Annotated in this window: 17 protein-coding genes; 10 read left to right on the top strand and 7 right to left on the bottom strand. The window is 60.0% G+C overall.

The genetic code is table 11. The annotated features are described in order from the left end of the window. Positions 1–248: 248 nt before the first annotated feature. Positions 249–890: an HD domain-containing protein gene (locus tag ASD60_RS11090; RefSeq protein WP_056854045.1), complete on the bottom strand. Its 642-nt coding sequence runs from the start codon at positions 888–890 to the stop codon at positions 249–251. A gap of 334 nt (positions 891–1,224) precedes the next feature. Between ASD60_RS11090 and ASD60_RS11085 the strand changes: the two genes are divergently transcribed. After that, a complete protein-coding gene (locus ASD60_RS11085; RefSeq protein ID WP_056854044.1) occupies positions 1,225–2,190 on the top strand; it encodes a GlxA family transcriptional regulator in 966 nt (321 codons plus the stop codon). 107 nt (positions 2,191–2,297) lie between these two features. On the opposite strand, the gene ASD60_RS11080 is transcribed toward ASD60_RS11085, so the two are convergent. After that, positions 2,298–4,709: a penicillin acylase family protein gene (locus ASD60_RS11080; protein ID WP_056854043.1), complete on the bottom strand. Its 2,412-nt coding sequence runs from the start codon at positions 4,707–4,709 to the stop codon at positions 2,298–2,300. A gap of 110 nt (positions 4,710–4,819) precedes the next feature. Continuing rightward, a complete protein-coding gene (locus tag ASD60_RS11075; RefSeq protein WP_056854042.1) occupies positions 4,820–5,401 on the bottom strand; it encodes a DUF6436 domain-containing protein in 582 nt (193 codons plus the stop codon). Positions 5,402–5,497: 96 nt separating this feature from the next. Here ASD60_RS11075 and ASD60_RS11070 point away from each other — a divergent pair, with 96 nt between their 5' ends. After that, positions 5,498–6,445, top strand: a complete 948-nt coding sequence (locus ASD60_RS11070) for an alpha/beta hydrolase (protein WP_056854041.1) — start codon at positions 5,498–5,500, stop codon at positions 6,443–6,445. Between the two features lie 111 nt (positions 6,446–6,556). On the opposite strand, the gene ASD60_RS11065 is transcribed toward ASD60_RS11070, so the two are convergent. Further along, complete coding sequence (locus ASD60_RS11065) at positions 6,557–7,309, bottom strand: DUF2059 domain-containing protein (RefSeq protein WP_056854040.1); 753 nt, start codon at positions 7,307–7,309, stop codon at positions 6,557–6,559. 108 nt (positions 7,310–7,417) lie between these two features. Between ASD60_RS11065 and ASD60_RS11060 the strand changes: the two genes are divergently transcribed. Both ASD60_RS11060 and ASD60_RS11055 read left to right on the top strand, forming a co-directional pair. Further along, positions 7,418–8,050: a 2OG-Fe(II) oxygenase gene (locus ASD60_RS11060; RefSeq protein WP_056854039.1), complete on the top strand. Its 633-nt coding sequence runs from the start codon at positions 7,418–7,420 to the stop codon at positions 8,048–8,050. 2 nt (positions 8,051–8,052) lie between these two features. Next, a complete protein-coding gene (locus tag ASD60_RS11055; RefSeq protein ID WP_056854038.1) occupies positions 8,053–8,541 on the top strand; it encodes a DUF523 domain-containing protein in 489 nt (162 codons plus the stop codon). 58 nt (positions 8,542–8,599) lie between these two features. Here ASD60_RS11055 and ASD60_RS11050 read toward each other — a convergent pair whose 3' ends face one another. Next, complete coding sequence (locus ASD60_RS11050; protein ID WP_056854037.1) at positions 8,600–9,184, bottom strand: transporter substrate-binding domain-containing protein; 585 nt, start codon at positions 9,182–9,184, stop codon at positions 8,600–8,602. 135 nt (positions 9,185–9,319) lie between these two features. On the opposite strand from ASD60_RS11050, the gene ASD60_RS11045 reads away from it, so the two are divergent. Then, the gene (locus ASD60_RS11045) at positions 9,320–9,745 is read left to right on the top strand and encodes a DUF4399 domain-containing protein (RefSeq protein ID WP_056854036.1); all 426 of its coding nucleotides are present in this window, start codon (positions 9,320–9,322) and stop codon (positions 9,743–9,745) included. 45 nt (positions 9,746–9,790) lie between these two features. Here ASD60_RS11045 and serA read toward each other — a convergent pair whose 3' ends face one another. Then, a complete protein-coding gene (gene serA, locus ASD60_RS11040; RefSeq protein WP_056854035.1) occupies positions 9,791–11,020 on the bottom strand; it encodes a phosphoglycerate dehydrogenase in 1,230 nt (409 codons plus the stop codon). Positions 11,021–11,224: 204 nt separating this feature from the next. Here serA and ASD60_RS11035 point away from each other — a divergent pair, with 204 nt between their 5' ends. The 4 genes from ASD60_RS11035 to ASD60_RS11020 all read left to right on the top strand — a co-directional run bounded on the left by ASD60_RS11035 (position 11,225) and on the right by ASD60_RS11020 (position 15,511). Then, complete coding sequence (locus ASD60_RS11035; RefSeq protein ID WP_056854034.1) at positions 11,225–12,619, top strand: FAD-binding oxidoreductase; 1,395 nt, start codon at positions 11,225–11,227, stop codon at positions 12,617–12,619. Between the two features lie 39 nt (positions 12,620–12,658). Then, complete coding sequence (locus ASD60_RS11030; protein ID WP_020797317.1) at positions 12,659–13,324, top strand: fumarylacetoacetate hydrolase family protein; 666 nt, start codon at positions 12,659–12,661, stop codon at positions 13,322–13,324. A gap of 226 nt (positions 13,325–13,550) precedes the next feature. Further along, a complete protein-coding gene (locus tag ASD60_RS11025; protein WP_056854033.1) occupies positions 13,551–14,477 on the top strand; it encodes an SdiA-regulated domain-containing protein in 927 nt (308 codons plus the stop codon). Positions 14,478–14,593: 116 nt separating this feature from the next. Further along, a complete protein-coding gene (locus ASD60_RS11020) occupies positions 14,594–15,511 on the top strand; it encodes an SdiA-regulated domain-containing protein (protein WP_056854032.1) in 918 nt (305 codons plus the stop codon). 124 nt (positions 15,512–15,635) lie between these two features. On the opposite strand, the gene rpiA is transcribed toward ASD60_RS11020, so the two are convergent. Then, complete coding sequence (rpiA, locus tag ASD60_RS11015; RefSeq protein WP_056854031.1) at positions 15,636–16,310, bottom strand: ribose-5-phosphate isomerase RpiA; 675 nt, start codon at positions 16,308–16,310, stop codon at positions 15,636–15,638. A gap of 335 nt (positions 16,311–16,645) precedes the next feature. Here rpiA and ilvA point away from each other — a divergent pair, with 335 nt between their 5' ends. Then, positions 16,646–18,160 carry a threonine ammonia-lyase, biosynthetic gene (ilvA, locus tag ASD60_RS11010; RefSeq protein ID WP_056854030.1) on the top strand — a complete coding sequence of 505 codons (1,515 nt, stop codon included), beginning with the start codon at positions 16,646–16,648 and terminating at the stop codon, positions 18,158–18,160. Positions 18,161–18,185 lie beyond the last annotated feature (25 nt).

Below are 18,185 nucleotides of genomic sequence, written 5' to 3'. Positions count from 1 at the left end.
GAACGCCTCAACGGACGCTCCGCGTTCGGCTCTTGATGGGACGCAGAGCGTCCCGGGCTGCATTCCCACGCAGAGCGTAGGAACGATCATGTGCGGTCAGGTGACCCAAAGGGATTTGCGAATGACTTTGATCGTTCCCATGCTCTGCGTGGGAACGCCTCAACGGACGCTCCGCGTTCGGCTCTTGATGGGACGCAGAGCGTTCCGGGCTGTATTCCCACGCAGAGCGTAGGAACGATCATGTGCGGTCAGGCAATCCAAGGTGATTTGCGGATGACCTCGACGAAGTTCATCGGCTTGAACCCTGGCTCCTGATCCACCAGCACATCGGTCTTCACGTTGCCGAACGTCGTCTGCGGGCGATGGCGCAAACCGTCGGCAAAGGCGCAGATGATGCACTCCTTGAATCCCTCGCCCCGCGGATGCGCATGCACCACCGCTTCGCGCTGCTCAGTGGAAAACGCCGCGTAGTCCATCCCCAGCACGTCCATCTCGACGCCGGCAGTCACCAGCGCCACGGTCGGCCGCAAGTGCTGCGGTACGCCCGGCGTGGTGTGCAGGGCAATCGACAACCAGACTTGCTCGATATCGTCTTCGCTCAGCCCGTATGGCTTGAGAAACGCCGCCGCCGCGTTGGCGCCATCGACTTCGAAGCGTTCGTTGTCACTGCGGTAACCTTCCACCAGGCCCAGGTCGTGGAACATCGCGCCGACATACAGAAGCTCCGGGTTGTAGGCCAGTTGCTTGCGCTCACCGCTCAGCGCGCCGAACAGAAACACCCGGCGCGAGTGGTGGTAGAGCAGGTCGGATTCGATGTCGCGGATGTATTCGGTGGTTGCTTTGACCAGTGCGCTGTCGGGGATTTTGATCCCGGCGATGGTGGTGCTCATGGACGATTCCTCACAGTGAGCGCCGTGGCGGCGCTGAGGATTCAAGTCTGTCCGCGGCCCCTCAAGCGAACAATCGAAGCGTGGCTGCGATCCTTGCCAATGAGCATGCATATCGCGCCAGCCTCGCTTGTTGGACCCGGATTGGCTAGGGTTGGTCGCGGTAGCCGTGCTTTTGTGGCGAGGGAGCTTGCTCCCGCTGGGCTGCGAAGCAGCCCCCAAATCTGCGACCGAGATTCAGGTGTATCGTATCCGGCGATTTTGCGATTGCTGCGCAGTCGAGCGCGAGCAAGCTCTCTTGCCACAGTAAGCGTGATCCATACAGGCGTTTCGAACCATGAGTAAAACCGTCGCCATCGTGGTGTTCGCCGGCGTTCAGTCGCTGGATGTCACCGGTCCCATGGATGTGTTCTGCGAGGCCAATCGCTTTCTGGCGCCCGAAGATCACTATCGACTGGAAGTGATCGGCGTGGAGCACGGGGTGATGGCGTGTTCGAATGGCCTGGCGCTGAACGCCCATCGGCATTTCAGCAAAGCGTCACAGGCTTACGATTTGCTGCTGGTGGCCGGAGGCCCGCAGTTGCCATTGATGGATTTTGGCGCCGCGTTCAATGCCTGGTTGCGAGATGCCTGCGCGTTGGCGCAACGCTTTGGGTCGATCTGCAACGGTGCGTTCATGCTGGCCCGGGCCGGTTTGCTGGAAGGGCGGACGGTGACGACACATTGGGGCGATGCGGCGGCGCTGGCGGCATTGTGTCCGTCGACCCGGGTCGAAGCCGATCGTTTGTACGTGCAGGACGCCGAACTCTACACCTCGGCCGGCGTGACGGCGGGCATCGACCTGTCGCTGTATTTACTGGCACGCGATCACGGACCGGAAGTGGCACTGAACGTGGCAAAGCGATTGGTAGTGTTCACCCAGCGCTCCGGGGGGCAATCACAATTCAGTCCGTTCCTGACCCCTCACGCCGAACCGACGTCGGCGGTGGCGATGGTCCAGCATTATGTGTTGGCCAATCTGACGGGCGACCTGACCATCGCCGATCTGGCCAATGCCGCCAACATGAGCGCGCGCAACTTTTCCCGGGTGTTCGCCAAGGAAGCGAAAATCACCCCCGCCGAGTTCGTTGAGCGGGCGAGAGTGGATGCCGCGCGGGTGATGCTCGAGAGCACGCGGGCACCGCTCAAGACCGTGGCCTGGCAGTGCGGCTTTCGCGATGCCCAGCACATGCGCAGCGTGTTCAATCGCAGGTTGGGGGTGACACCGCAGCAGTTCAGGCTGAACTTTGCGGCGATGGTGTAAGCAAGGGCCTCTTCGCGGGTAAGCCGAGCTCCTACGGGATTTACGCCATTCAATATCCCGTAGGAGCTCGGCTTGCCCGCGAAGGCGTCCGCTCAATCAATCAACCGCTATTGCTTTGAGCGCGCCGGCAACAGCTTCAAGGTGCTGCGGGTATTGGCCGTCACCTCTTCATCAGTGAGGTGCGCCTGGTAGTAAACCCCTTCGACATACGCATCGGCCTGATCATAGAAATGACTGTCGAACGGCACGCCACTCTGCCCAACCGGATTGATTGTCAGGCTGTGGGTCGGGTCGGCGAAGTCGATCAGGCGGCGGGTCGACGGGCCATAGGTGACCGGCCAGGGTGCCGGGCCGATCTTGGCCGACAGGTTGTTCGGCACTTCATGGCTGCCGGGTGCCGCGAACGGGCCGACGTTGAAGATCCGGTCCAGCGGTTTCTGCTGCCCCAGCGGATGGCCATGGGTCAGCGTGTGCGCCTTGCCCCACTGCCATTGCGCGAAGTCCGCTCCAAGGGTGGCCTTGAGGTGGGCGATGCTCGCTTGCCAGGCAACCTTGACCGTGTCGGCCCGGGTTTCCTTGCCGAGTGTGTTGCGGTTATCCCACCACGGCGAATCCGGATTGGCCGCCAGGCGCGGGAGTGCAGCGTCGATCACTCGGGTCGACAGCAGCGTCTCGAAAAAATCATTGCCCAGCTCATCGTGCATCGCCGCATCGGCAAGGTTGAACAGGAACTGGTTGAACACGGTGGCGCTGGTGGACTCCAGCGGATAATCGCCCTTCCATTGCGCCAGTTGCCCCACCAGTTTCAGTTCGGCGGGATCCGTCACTACCGAGCGCAGCACCGGTAGCAGCGGTGCCAACAGACGCTGGCCGTAACCGGTGGTGGTGCCCAGTTGCAGTTTCTGGCTGGCATCGAGATCCCACTTGATGGCCTTGTCGCCGAGCTGTTGATTGAGCTGCTGACCACGGTCGGCCAGGTTGTAGTAACCGGGAATCTCCATGCCTGTCGCCGACACTGGCTGGAAGTTGGCGGAGACGATATAGCCCCTTGCCGGGTTTTCTTCCTGCGGGTTGGCGCTGAACGGGTAGAAACCGTCCTTGTCCGCCTCGGCACTACTGCCGTCGAGAATGAACCAAGGCTTTACGCCGGCAGGCCGCTTGGGCAGCTGCGCCGCCGCCCACCAGCCGATATCACCCTTGGCGTTGGCCCAGACGATGTTCAGGCCGGGCGCCTGAACCTTGGCGGCCGCGCTGCGCGCCTTGGCCAGGGTGTCGGCGCGATTGAGCTGATAGAAACCTTCGAGAATCGGGTTCTGGCTTTCCAGGAACCCCCACCACATGGCGATCGGCGTTTTGCCAACGCTGTTGCCCAGCGCATCATTGACGATCGGGCCGTGGGGCGACTGGCGCAATACCAGGGAGACCGGTGCCTGGCCCTTCACCGCGATCTGCTGTTCGCTGCTCACCAGATCAACCCACTTGCCGCGATACCAGACCTGATTGGGGTTGTCCGGGTTGACCTTCTCGGCGATCAAGTCCAGGTCGTCGTTCTGGAACATGGTGATGCTCCAGCCGAAATCACGGTTCATGCCCAGCGAGGCGAAAGGCATCAGGGCCTGATAGTGGCCGTACAGGTCAAAACCCGGTGCCGAGAGGTGCGCCTCGTACCACACCGACGGCGCGGAGAAACGGATATGCGGATCGCCGGCCAGCAGCGGCTTGCCACTTTTGGTGTGATTGCCGGCGACCACCCAGGCATTGCTGCCCTCGAATTGCGGCAGGCTGTTGTCGGCCAAGGCTTGCTCACTGAGGCGGGCGAGGGCGTTGAGGTCTTTCCAGTCCGCGTTGGCGAGGGTTGGTGCAGCGGCGTTGTGTTGCTTGGCCAGCACGCCTTTGGGCTGCCAGTCGAGGTCGAAAACGTTCAGGTATTGCGAGCCGAGTTGATCGCGTACGTAGGTCAGCAGCGGTTCGGTACGGAACGCTGCGGCAAAACTGTAGGCCATGTAGCCGGCGATGCTGATGGTGTCCTGGGCGGTAAACGGGCGCTTCTGGATACCCAGTACATCGAACTCCACGGGTTTTGCATGGCTGTCCTGATACTGGTTGATACCGTCCAGATAGGCTTGCATGGCGATGAAGGCCGGTGATTGCTGGTCCAGATTGGCCAGGTAGGTTTCGGCACGTTCGCGAATGCGCAGGCTGCGCATCAATTTGTCGGTGTCGAGCAGCTTCGGCCCCAGCACCTCCGCCAGCTCCCCCCGGGCGAGGCGCCGCAGGATTTCCATCTGGAACAGTCGATCCTGGGCGTGGACGTAGCCAAGCGCGCGGTACAGATCGGTTTCGTTCTCGCCGCGGATGTGCGGGATGCCGCGCTCGTCGTAACGTACGGTGACCGAGCCTTGCAGGTGTTGCAGCTCCACCATGCCCTGACGTGTCGGCTGCTTGCTGTAGACGTACCAGCCGCCAGCGGCAGCGATTGCGACGACCAACAAACCGAGTGCGGTCAGGCTACGTTTCATGGTGACTCCTTGTTGTTATGGTGGCAGCAAATCCCTGGTGACATTGTTTAACACGGCTCACCGTAAACAGGCATCGCCCGTAGGAGGGATTCGCATTGCGGCGTTTGTCGCTACTGAGTCGTAGTGGCAGGCCACGGGCAGTAACACCCTACGGCCAGTGTGTGCGTGGCACTCACTGCACGACCTTCGTTTAACGCTTGCAGGATCGGCTCGATAAAACTGTTGCTCGAGTTGCAAGTCAGGCCTTCGCTGTAAGGGCCGAAGTACGCCAGTTTGCCGGTGCGGTCCCAAATCGCCACGGCAGGGCTGGCGGGAACTTGTTCGGAGCCGGGCAGGATGGTCAGTGTTTTCAGGCTGCTCAGGTTGCTCGGCAGTTGTCCGTGGCTGCCGGTTTTTTGCACCGCATAGAATTCAACGCCTTTTGGTACGTACTGTTCAACCAGTTCGCTGAGGTGTTGTTGATTGCCGACGTTGCACGGGCAGGCCGGGTCCCAGAAATGCACCAAACGGATGGCGCCCGGTCCGGCAAGGGTGTCGGGTAAACGCAGCGGGTCGCCGGAGAACACAGCGGTGTGTTCGCTGAATGCGCGCAGGTAGCGCCCCTGGAACCAGTCGTAAGCCGCCCACAGCACTGCGGCGCAGAGCAGGGTCAGCAGGCTGACAAACAGGGTGGCACGAACGGGCGAGCGCATCGGTTCAATCCTCGAAGGTCGGCTAGCTTGCCATGCTTGCTGCGACAGATGAATATCGCAGGTCCATAAAGTCCGTTTCAGGTAATGGAATCGTTCATGCCCGCCACTTTCGACCCCAACGATCTGCGCGCCAGCCTGCGGCCACTGGCTGAAGGTCAGCCGTTGTCAGCGCAGGCGCAGGCCTATCAGCGATTTTACGGACTGGATTTTTCGTCGCGCGACGTGCGCAGCGGCCTGGGGCGTTTTCAAGTCGACGGCTATGAGGTGGTCAGCCAGGTCTGGTGGCCGCAGCAGGCGAAAGCGACCCTGTTTGTCTTTCATGGTTTTTACGATCACACCGGGCTCTATCGTCATGTGATCGAGTGGGCGCTCGATCAGCAATTTGCGGTGATCGCCTGCGACCTGCCCGGACATGGTCTGTCCAGTGGCGAGCGGGCGAGCATCAAGGATTTCGCCGAGTACCAGGACACCTTGCAAGGGCTGTTTACCGAAGCGCAATCCCTCGACCTGCCGCAACCGTGGCACCTGTGCGGGCAGAGCACCGGTGGGGCGATCGTGATCGACCATGTGTTGAATGCCGGGGCGAACAGCCCGGCGCAAGGGCAGGTGATTCTATTGGCGCCGCTGGTGCGGCCGCGAGCGTGGGGCTGGTCGCACTTCAGCTATTACTTGCTCCGGCCATTCGTCAAAGCGATTGCGCGGCGCTTCAGTGAGAACTCCAACGATCCGGATTTTCTACCGTTCCTGCAGGCCGATCCCTTGCAACCGCTACGTCTGCCAACCGCCTGGGTCGGGGCGCTGGCGCAGTGGATCAAACGCATCGAAGCGGCGCCGGGCAGCAACCGTCGACCATTGATTGTGCAGGGGCAGGCGGACATGACCGTGGATTGGCAGCACAACCTTGAGGTATTACGGGCAAAGTTCGACCGGCCACAGGTATTGATGTTACCCGAGGCGCGGCATCATCTGGCGAATGAGGCACTGGTGTTGCGCGGGGAGTATTTCGGGTTCTTGAGCAAGCGGATAAAGGGCAGGAATTTGTAGCGATAGTTCGGGCCCCATCGCCAGCAGGCTGGCTCCCACAATGGTCCGGTGTCTACAAATCCAATGTGGGAGCCAGCCTGCTGGCGATGGCGATCTATATGGCGCCGAAGATCACTGGCCGAGGTTTGAAGAACTCTGCCCCACCGCCAACCCGGCCTTGATCGCCGCCAGCGCTGCCTGGTAATACGCCTTGCCTTCTGCCGATTCGGCAAACGTGGCGAACTCTTCCAGCTCTTCATCCGACAGGTCGCGATAGACGTAGAGCAGCGTGTTGTTCAGATCGCTGCCGATCTGCTCCATCAAGCGCTGGCGCTGACCGTTCAACATGCCCTGCGCCTGCCCGGCGCCGAGCAGGCCGGGGATCATCGAGCTCAGGCTGTCGGCGGCGACACCGGCAATCGCCAGGCTGACCTCGGCGCCAGCTTCACGGGCGGGCAGGGCCTGGGCCAGATGGCCGATAATCAGCAGGCGGCTGTCGCTGGCCTGCATTTTCGGCAAACCCTTGGCGTTTTTTGCCAATTGGTCGCGACGGGTGGCGAGTAATTCGGCAGCGACGATTTTCTTGCCCAGCGGTGACTGGAAGAACGCCAAAGCCGGTTTTGGATCGACGAGGTTCTTGCGCAGCTGCGCTTGCGCGCGCTGGTCCACGGCGTTGGGGGAAAACCGCTGATTACTGTTATTGACCAGTGCCTGGAACACCGCCGGTGGCAGGCTGCTTTCGTATCGTTTTTGCGCGGCGGCAAGGGCATCGTTGAAATGCGCGCGTTGTTCCGGCCAGCCGGCGACCTTGTACAACTGGTCGTGGCCGTCTGCCCAGGCGGGCAATACACAGAACATCAGCAGTGAGAAAAGCAAACGGCGCATAGGGACTCCTGTCGGCAGGCGACTATTCTCCGTGTGGCATCAGGACTTGTCGAGAATTCGTATCAACCCGCTGCGCGGCTCTGTCGGATTTTCAGGCGCAGGAATACTATGCGCGCCATGCAAATACCTTCTGATCACCCGCTGCTGTTACGTATCGTCGACGACCTGGCTGCCAACGGCTGGTCTCAGCAGAATATTTTCCTGCCTCTGGATCTGACCCGGGCACTGGCGGCCGAGTGCCGTAAACGTGCTGCCGAGGGTGAACTGGCCCCGGCGGCGGTAGGGCGTGGGCCGTTATCGGAGGTCCGCGAGGGCATTCGCGGCGATCACATTCAGTGGATCGAGCCGGGCCAGGCCGACGCGTGCGACAGTTATCTGGGGTTGATGGACAGTCTGCGCGAGGCAATGAATCGCGGTTTGTTCCTGGGGTTGGAGGATTTCGAAAGTCATTTCGCCATGTACCCGCCCGGGGCGTTTTACCTTCGGCATCTCGACCGGTTTCGCGACGACGATCGGCGCATGGTGTCGGCGGTGGTCTATCTCAATGACGCGTGGCTGCCCGAGCATGGTGGCCAGTTGCGCATGTACCTGGACGAAAGCGCGGAATACGATGTAGTACCGGTCGGGGGATGCCTGGTGGTGTTCCTGTCAGGTGAAGTCCCCCATGAAGTCCTGCCGGCGACCCGGGAGCGCCTGTCGTTGACCGGCTGGTTCCGGCGCCGGGGCAACGAGCCATTCTGATCATGCAGAAGATTTTGGTAAGCCGCTGCCTGCTGGGGCATCGCGTTCGCTACGACGGCGGCGCCAGCGGGCCATTCGATCAGCTTCAGCGTTGGCTCGACGAGGGGCGCGTCGTGCCACTATGCCCGGAAGTTGCCGGAGGATTGCCGACACCACGGGCGGCTGCGGAAATCCCGGGCGGGCAGGGCGGTGACGTACTTGAAGGCCTTGCAGCGGTGATCACTACCGAGGGTGAGGACGTCAGCGCGCAGTTTCTGTCCGGGGCGAAGCAGGCGCTGGAGCTGGTACAAAAACATGGCATCCGCATTGCCGTTCTCAAGGCCAACAGCCCGTCATGCGGCAATCTGCTGACCTATGACGGCACGTTCAGTGGTGTGAAAGTCAGTGGCGAAGGCGTGACGGCGGCGTTGCTCAAGCGTCATGGAGTGTTGGTGTTCAGTGAGCTGGAGTTGCCGCAAGCTGCCCAGGCGCTGGCAAACCAAAACCGATAGTCACCATAAACCCCCTGTGGGAGCGGGCAAGCCCGCCCACATTGGATACCGATCGTCTTCAGGGTTTTGGCGCTGCGCCCGATTCCGCCCCAAACCATTTCTCCACCAGTTTTTCCATTCGGCCATCGGTCTTGATCCGTTGCAACGCACCTTCCAGGCTGGCATGGAACGCCGGATTGCCCTTTTGAAATGGAATCGCCAGGTCAACCACCGGGTTCGCCTTGGGCTTCTCCTCCGTCAGCGACTGCACCAGCAAGATTGATTGCGGCTCTTCTTTCTTGGCGACCAATTGCGCATTGGTCTTGAGATAAGGCTCGCTGAAGTCGAAACGATCCTTCAGCCCCGGGGTCTGTGTAATGTGATTGATGGCAACGTCGTATTTGCCGCTTTCCACGCCATTGAGCAGATCACTGGCATCGGTGACGACAAAATCGGCCCGAACATCCAGTTCCTGGGCGAGCATTTGGCCCAGTTCGACTTCGAAACCCGCGAGTTTGTCGTCTTCCTTGAAGTTGAATGGAGGTGTATTCGCCTCAATGGCGATGCGTAGTTCGCCGCGGTCATTTACGTCGTCAATCAATTCGGCATGAGCCAACGGGCTCAAAAGGGGTAGCAGGCAGATCAGGCCAGGCAGAAAGCGCATGGTCACTCCTTTGAATTTTTTATAGCGACCCTCTGATTCAGGCTCGCTTTGCTATGGTTGTCGAATGCCTTCGACAACGATTGACCATGAAGTTGTCATGGTCACGCGGATTTTACGGAAAAACTGGAGAAGAGAATGAAAACCTTTATGTCACGTGCTGCTTTGGCTGGCTTGCTGATGGGCGTTTCGGTACTGGCCAGTGCTGCCACGCCTGCACCGAAAGGCGCCGAAGTGTCCATCGTGTCTCCCAAGGACGGTGCGACGGTTCCGCAGACTGTTGTGGTCAAGTTCGCAGTCGAGAACATTGCGCTGGCGCCAGCAGGCGACGTCACCAAGAATACCGGTCACCACCACCTGCTGATTGATGTCGATGAACTGCCGGCGGCGGGTCAGCCGATCCCGAACGATGCCAATCATCTGCACTTCGGCAAGGCACAGACTCAGGCCGAAATAAAACTGACACCGGGCAAGCACACTTTGCAGCTCGAACTGGGCGACAGCGGTCACATGCCGTTCGATCCGCCAATCGTGTCCGAAAAAATCACCGTCAACGTCAAATAAAAAAAGGGAGCCCCGAAGGGCTCCCTTTTTTCGCTCGCGTCGCGATCAGAACAACACGCGGCTACGGATGGTGCCGTTGACGTGTTGCAGCTTCTCTTGCGCCAGGTCCGAGTACTCGGCGTCGACGTCGATCACCACGTAGCCAACCTTCTCGTTGGTCTGCAGGAACTGACCGGAGATGTTGATGCCGTTTTCGGCGAAGACCTTGTTGATCTCGCTCATCACACCCGGGATGTTCTCGTGGATGTGCAGCAGGCGGTGTTTGCCAGGGTGAGCCGGCAGGGCCACTTCCGGGAAGTTCACCGACGATACCGACGTACCGTTGTCGCTGTACTTGACCAGTTTCTCTGCCACTTCCAGACCGATATTGGCCTGGGCTTCAGCAGTGGAACCACCGATGTGCGGGGTCAGGATCACGTTGTCCAGGCCGCGCAACGGGCTTTCGAACTCTTCGTCGTTGGAGCGTGGCTCCACCGGGAATACGTCGATGGCCGCGCCGATCAGGTGCTTGTCCTTGATGGCAGCCGCCAGATGGTCCAGCTCGACAACGGTGCCGCGAGCAGCGTTGATCAGGATGCCGCCCTTCTTGATGGCGCGGATTTCCTTCTCGCCCATCATCCACTGGGTGGCAGCGGTTTCCGGAACGTGCAGCGAAACGATGTCGGACATCGCCAGCAGTTCGTGCAGGTTGCCGACCTGAGTAGCGTTACCCAAAGGAAGTTTGGTGATGGTGTCGTAGAAGTACACCTGCATGCCCAGGCCTTCGGCCAGGACCGACAATTGCGTACCGATCGAGCCATAGCCGACGATGCCCAGCTTCTTGCCGCGGATCTCGAAAGAGTTGGCCGCGCTCTTGATCCAGCCGCCACGGTGGCAGGAAGCGTTCTTCTCCGGGATGCCGCGCAGCAACAGGATTGCCTCGGCCAGCACCAGCTCGGCTACGGAACGGGTGTTGGAGTACGGGGCGTTGAACACGGCGATGCCGCGCTCGCGAGCCGCGTCCAGGTCGACCTGGTTGGTGCCGATGCAGAAACACCCTACCGCCACGAGCTTCTTCGCGTGATCGAAGATCTCTTCGGTCAGTTGCGTACGGGAGCGAATGCCGATGAAGTGAGCATCCGCGATCTTTTCCTTGAGCTGGGCTTCCGGCAGAGAACCTGTGAGGTACTCGATGCTGGTGTAGCCCGCCGCCTTGAGGACGTCGACAGCCGATTGGTGGACGCCTTCGAGAAGAAGGAACTTGATCTTGCTCTTATCGAGAGAAGTCTTGCTCATCTGCGTAAACCTGTATCCCGGAGAAAAATGGCAGGAGATAGCCAGCAGACGCTGACCCGGACGGCACGACAGCCGTCGCCGCAGAATAGCCGTTGGGCACTATGCTGCGGGGTCGGTATGCTAGCATATGCGCCCCGCTAAACACTCATTCCTGCGACGTGAAGCGTTCTCAGGATGACCATGAATTGTTCGAGAGTTCTGTCGATGACCAATCCTGCCCTGATTGATGAGCTGAAGACCCTGGTTGAGCCTGGCAAGGTGCTGACCGATGCCGACTCCCTGAATGCTTACGGTAAGGATTGGACCAAGCATTTCGCCCCGGCCCCCACTGCCATTGTGTTCCCGAAGACCACCGAGCAGGTCCAGGCCATCGTCCTGTGGGCCAACAAGCATAAGGTCGCCCTGGTGCCGTCCGGTGGTCGTACCGGTTTGTCGGCCGCGGCCGTGGCGGCCAATGGCGAGGTGGTCGTGTCGTTCGACTATATGAACCAGATCCTCGACGTGAACCTCACCGACCGCACTGCCGTTTGTCAGCCGGGCGTGGTCACTAAACAACTGCAGAATGTCGCCGAAGAGAATGGCTTGTACTACCCGGTGGACTTCGCCTCCTCCGGTTCCAGCCAGATTGGCGGCAATATCGGCACCAATGCCGGTGGAATCAAGGTGATTCGCTACGGCATGACCCGTAACTGGGTGGCAGGCATGAAAGTCGTCACTGGCAAGGGCGACGTGCTGGAGCTGAACCGTGACCTGATCAAGAACGCCACCGGCTACGACATGCGTCAGTTGTTCATCGGCGCAGAAGGCACGCTCGGTTTTGTCGTGGAAGCGACCATGCGCCTGGATCGTGCGCCGAAAAACCTCACCGCGATGGTCCTCGGCACCGCCGATTTCGACTCGATCATGCCGGTACTGCACGCCTTCCAGAACAAACTCGACCTGACGGCGTTCGAGTTTTTCTCCGACAAGGCCCTGGCCAAAGTCATGGCTCGCGGTGATGTACCCGCTCCGTTCGAATCCGACTGCCCGTTCTACGCGCTGCTGGAATTCGAAGCGACCACTGAAGAAGTGGCCAACCACGCCCTGGAAACCTTCGAGCACTGCGTCGAGCAGGGCTGGGTGCTGGACGGCGTGATGAGCCAGAGCGAAACCCAGCTGCAGAACCTGTGGAAGCTGCGTGAATACATCTCCGAAACCATTTCCCACTGGACGCCGTACAAGAACGACATTTCGGTCACCGTGTCGAAAGTCCCGGCCTTCCTGAAGGAAATCGATGCCATCGTCGGCGAGCACTACCCGGATTTCGAGATCGTCTGGTTCGGTCACATCGGCGACGGCAACCTGCACTTGAACATCCTCAAGCCGGAAAACCTGAGCAAGGACGAGTTCTTCGCCAAGTGCGCCACCGTCAACAAGTGGGTGTTCGAAACCGTCGAGAAGTACAACGGTTCGATTTCTGCCGAGCACGGTGTGGGCATGACCAAGCGTGATTACTTGACCTACAGCCGTTCGCCGGTTGAGATCGAGTACATGAAAGCGGTCAAAGCGGTGTTCGATCCGAACGGCATCATGAACCCGGGCAAGATTTTCGCTGTTTGATTTTTCGAACTTTAAGAGCCAACGAAGCAGGAGTCGGTAATGAGCTATCAGCACCAGTATGTCGACGGTACGCGCATTCACTTCCCGCTGGGAAAAGTGGTGTGCATCGGCCGTAACTACGCCGAACACGCCAAGGAGCTGGATAATCCGGTACCGACCGAGCCGCTGCTGTTCATCAAGCCGGGCAGTTGCGTGGTGCCGCTGGAAGGTGGTTTCAGCATTCCGACCGAGCGTGGTTCGGTGCATTACGAAGCGGAAATCGCGGTGTTGATCGGCAAGCCCTTGTCGACCAAGCCGAGTGTGGAAGAAGTGCTCGACGCCATCTCCGGGTTTGCCCCGGCGCTGGATCTGACCCTGCGCGACAAGCAGGCCGAGCTGAAATCCAAGGGGCTGCCCTGGGAAATCGCCAAGTCCTTCGATGGCGCGGCGGTGATCGCTCCGTTCGTTTCCGGCAGCACGTTCGCTGATTTGACTGACATCGGCATCCGCCTGACCATCAACGGTGAAGTACGCCAGGACGGCAATAGCAGCGCGATGCTCAACCCGATCGTGCCGATGATCCAGCACATGGCCGGCTGCTTCTCCCTGCAAGCGGGCGATGTGATCCTGACCGGCACGCCGGTGGGCGTTGGTCCGTTGAATGTCGGCGACGAAATCGTTCTGGAACTGCCGGGCGCCAGCAGCTTCACCAGCAGCGTCCGTTAAGTCGGCACCAAGCCCTGTAGGAGCGTGGCTTGCCCGCGATGGCGGTATACCTGACACACCGGGTTATCGTTCATCGCGAGCAAGCTTTGCTCCTACTGGTCGGAAGGCGTTGCTGCCATTTCCCGGTTTTTTCACATTCGGTCTGGATAATTCCCGGAATTTCGGCGTCTGAGCCGATCCCAATTGTGCTATTACCCCTAGCCTGAATTTCTGGAACGCATCCCTGATGGCCACTCCACCGCTCACCACGCTCAAACCTGTCCGTCGCTCACGCTTTGCCTTGCGTTGGTATTCCTGGCTTTTGCTAGTGGCCGCCATTGCATACGGCCTGGCGTTTGCCATGCATTGGGATGATCGCGGGGTGCTCTGGCTCCAGGAACGCTTCGAAAGCGCCGCCGAGCGTCAGGAGAGTGTCTGGCTGCCGGACTATCACGCGGTGATCGACGCCAAGCCGCTGCCGGGCATGGAAAAGGATGAAGCTTCGGACATTGCCTACGATCCCCAGACCAAGACCCTGTTTTCAGTCATGGGCAAAAACCCGTTCCTGGTCGAGCTGTCGTTGCAGGGCGATGTGTTGCGCAAGATGCCTCTGGTGGGCTGGAGCAACCCCGAAGGCGTCACTGTGATGGGCAATGGTTTGCTGGCCATCGTCGATGAGCGTGACCACTTGGTGAGCATCGTCAAGGTCGATGCCGACACCCGCGAGCTGAACATCGCCAACTTCCCCAAGTATGACCTGGGCCTCTCGAAAGACCAGAACAAGGCGTTCGAAGCCGTTACCTGGGATCCGCGTAACCAGCAGTTGCTGCTTGGCGAAGAACGGCCACCGGCGCTGTTCACCTGGAAGGGCGATGGCCAGAAGCTGATCGGTGACAAGCAGGCATTGGCCAGTGACGAACTGGATATTCGCAATCTGTCAGCGTTGGCCATCGATCCGCGGACCGGCCACACCCTGGTATTGTCCGCTGATTCGCACCTGTTGCTGGAGCTCGACGAAAAAGGCGAGCAGGTCAGTTTCATGACGCTGCTGCGCGGTTTCAACAGCCTGAAAAACACCATCCCTCGCGCCGAAGGCGTGACCATGGACGAGGCCGGTAACCTGTATTTCGTCAGCGAGCCGAACCTGTTTTACCGTTTTGAAAAACAGCGTTGAAACAATTTTGTAGGAATTTACAGCGTCGGTTGTAGGAGCGGGCAAGTGGCCATTAAGCTTCAATTCAGACAGGCGTGATATTTCATCCGCCTGATCTAATTCCGAGCCTGCCTCCAATGCGTCGATTTGCCCGCCCCAAACCCCTGATTCTCATGCTGTCGGTGATTGCGTTGATCGTGTTGATCGCGGTCGGCCAGTATCTGCGCCTGTTTGAGCGGACCTGGTTCAATCTGCACACGCTCTGGCAGCCGTTAAGTACCCAGTCTATTGCCCTTGACCAGTATCAAGTGGTTTTGGAAGCGCAGGTCATCGAGGGGCTCGATGATGACGTCTCGGCACTGACCTACGACCCGGTGCGCAAAAGCCTGTTCACCGTCACCAATAAAAACTCGGAACTGATCGAACTGTCCCTGGACGGCAGGATCCTTCGCCGCATTGCCTTGATCGGATTTGGTGATCCGGAAGCCGTTGAGTTCATCAGTGCCGACACCTATGTCATCACCGATGAACGTGAGCAGCGACTGATCAAGATCCGTCTGGAGGACGACACCACCTTCCTCGACTCGGCGGACGCGGAGCAAATGACCCTTGGTGTGCACATGAGCGGCAACAAGGGTTTTGAGGGCTTGGCTTACGATTCGGTGGGCAAGCGTCTGTTTGTCGCCAAGGAGCGCGACCCGATGCTGATCTATGAAGTGCACGGGTTTCCGCATTTCAATCCGGAAAAATCTTACGCGGTGCACGTGATCAACAACCCCAAGCGCGATGCCGGGATGTTCGTGCGTGATCTGTCGAGCCTGCAATACGACGAGCGCAGCGGCCACTTGATGGCGCTGTCTGACGAGTCGCGGTTGATTCTGGAGCTGGATGTCGACGGCCGACCGCTGAGCACCATGTCACTGAGCAAGGGGCGCCAGGGGCTGAAAAAGACCGTGCCGCAAGCGGAAGGGATCGCCATGGATGACGACGGTACGATGTACCTGGTGAGCGAGCCGAATTTGTTCTACGTGTTCAAGAAGCCAGCACAACCCTAATCAACGCCACGCAACACTGTGGGAGCGGGCTTGCCCGCGATGGCGGCCTGTCAGTCAACATCAATGTTGAATGTGACGGCCCTATCGCGGGCAAGCCCGCTCCCACAGGGAATATGCGTTTGCCTTACTCGGCGCGCAGGGTCTTCACGCCTTCGCTGGTCCCCAGCAACAACAGGTCTGCAGGTCGCGCCGCGAACAGGCCATTGGTCACAACGCCGACGATGGCATTGATCTGCGTTTCCAGCTCCACCGGGTTGGTGATCTGCAGGTTGTGCACGTCGAGGATGATATTGCCGTTGTCGGTCAGCACACCTTCGCGGTAGACCGGGTCGCCGCCCAGTTTCACCAGTTGGCGTGCCACGTGGCTGCGAGCCATCGGGATCACTTCCACCGGCAGCGGGAATGCGCCGAGGACCGGCACCAGCTTGCTGGCATCGGCGATGCAAATGAAAGTCTTGGCCACCGCCGCGACGATCTTCTCACGGGTCAGGGCTGCGCCGCCGCCCTTGATCAGGTTCAGATGCTCGTCACTTTCATCGGCACCGTCGACGTAGAACTCCAGGTCGCTGACAGTGTTCAGTTCGTACACCGGAATCCCGTGGCCCTTCAGGCGCGCGGCGGTGGCTTCGGAGCTGGCGACAGCGCCGTCGAATGCACCTTTATGTTGGGCCAGCGCGTCAATGAAACAGTTGGCGGTGGAGCCGGTGCCGACACCGACGATGCTCTTGTCGTCGAGTTTCGGAAGGATGAAGTCGACGGCGGCCTGAGCCACTGCCTGTTTGAGTTGATCCTGGTTCATGCGGGCTCCGGAGTGCCGAGGAGGGAACGAAAGGCCGGCATTATAGGCTTCGGGGCGGGGAAGGTCATTGTCCGATTGGCAGAGAACAGGAGCCGGGGTGCCGGATTGCTTTTGTGGCGAGGGAGCTTGCTCCCGCTCGGCTGCGAAGCAGTCGCAAAACCTGGTAAGCGATACATCCGGATGAATGCGGGGGAGCGCTTCGTACTCCAGCGGGAGCAAGCTCCCTCGCCACAATGGTCCAACGGTGCCTGAAACCACCGGTTTAGTGTGGTCGTGCGGACAAAAGCCGGGTTAGACTCCATGGTCCTGCCCAACTCGCTCAGTGATGCTTTCCGATGCTTGAACAGTACGTCAAAAAGATCCTCACCTCGCGCGTTTACGACGTCGCCGTAGAAACCCCATTGCAGTCTGCCCGCCAGCTTTCCGAGCGGCTGGGCAACGATATCTGGCTCAAGCGCGAAGACTTGCAGCCGGTGTTCTCGTTCAAGATTCGCGGCGCTTATAACAAGCTGACCCAACTGAGCGATGAAGAGCGTGCTCGCGGCGTGGTCACGGCGTCGGCGGGCAATCATGCACAGGGCCTGGCCTTGGCGGCCAAGGTGTTGGGTGTGAAAGCGACCATCGTCATGCCCAAGACCACGCCCGAGATCAAGGTCGAAGGCGTTCGCTCGCGCGGTGGCAAAGTGGTGCTGCATGGGGATTCGTTCCCTGAAGCCCTGGCCTACTCGCTGAAACTGGTCGATGAAAAAGGCTACGTCTACATTCATCCCTACGACGATCCCCACACCATTGCCGGGCAGGGCACGGTGGCCATGGAGATTTTGCGCCAGCACCCGCAGCCATTGGATGCGATTTTCGTCCCGGTCGGCGGTGGCGGCCTGATCGCCGGCATCGCGGCGTACGTGAAGTATCTGCGGCCGGACATCAGGATCATCGGCGTCGAGCCGGACGACTCCAACTGTCTGCAAGCGGCGATGGCGGCGGGCGAGCGTGTGGTGCTGCCGACCGTGGGCATCTTCGCCGACGGCGTGGCGGTGGCGCAGATTGGCCAGCACACCTTCGAGATCTGCAAGGATTACGTGGATGAAGTCATCACCGTCAGCACCGACGAAATCTGCGCGGCGATCAAGGATATCTACGACGATACCCGCTCGATCACCGAACCTGCCGGCGCTTTGGGTGTGGCCGGGATCAAGAAGTACGTCGAGCAGCGTGGGGTGACCGGGCAGACTTTCGTGGCCATCGACTCCGGCGCCAACGTCAACTTCGACCGCCTGCGCCATGTGGCCGAGCGCGCGGAATTGGGCGAAGGCCGCGAAGCGATCATCGCGGTGACCATTCCCGAGAAGCCGGGCAGTTTCAAGGCATTCTGCGAGGCCATCGGCAAGCGTCAGATTACCGAATTCAACTACCGCTACAACACCGGTAGCGAAGCGCACATCTTTGTCGGCGTGCAAACGCACCCGGACACCGACCCGCGCAGCGCGCTGATCGCCAGCCTGAGCGAGCAGGGTTTTCCGGTCATCGATCTGACCGACAACGAACTGGCCAAATTGCACATCCGGCACATGGTCGGTGGCCGCGCGGCGCATGTGGTTGACGAAGTGATCCTGCGCTTCGAATTCCCGGAGCGTCCGGGTGCCTTGTTCAACTTCCTCAACAAACTCGGCGGGCGCTGGAATATCTCGATGTTCCATTACCGCAACCATGGCGCGGCGGATGGCCGTGTGGTCGCGGGCCTGCAAGTGCCTCACGATGAGCGTCACCTGGTGCCGGCGGCGCTGGAAGAAATCGGTTACCCCTACTGGGATGAAAGCGACAATCCGGCCTATCAGCTGTTTCTTGGCTGAACGGCTACGCTGATGGGCAATGCAT

The sequence above is a fragment of the Pseudomonas sp. Root562 genome (assembly GCF_001427125.1).
GTDB lineage: Bacteria > Pseudomonadota > Gammaproteobacteria > Pseudomonadales > Pseudomonadaceae > Aquipseudomonas.
The sequence above is the reverse complement of the archived record's forward strand: the minus strand, read 5'-3'. Positions and strand labels throughout refer to the sequence as shown.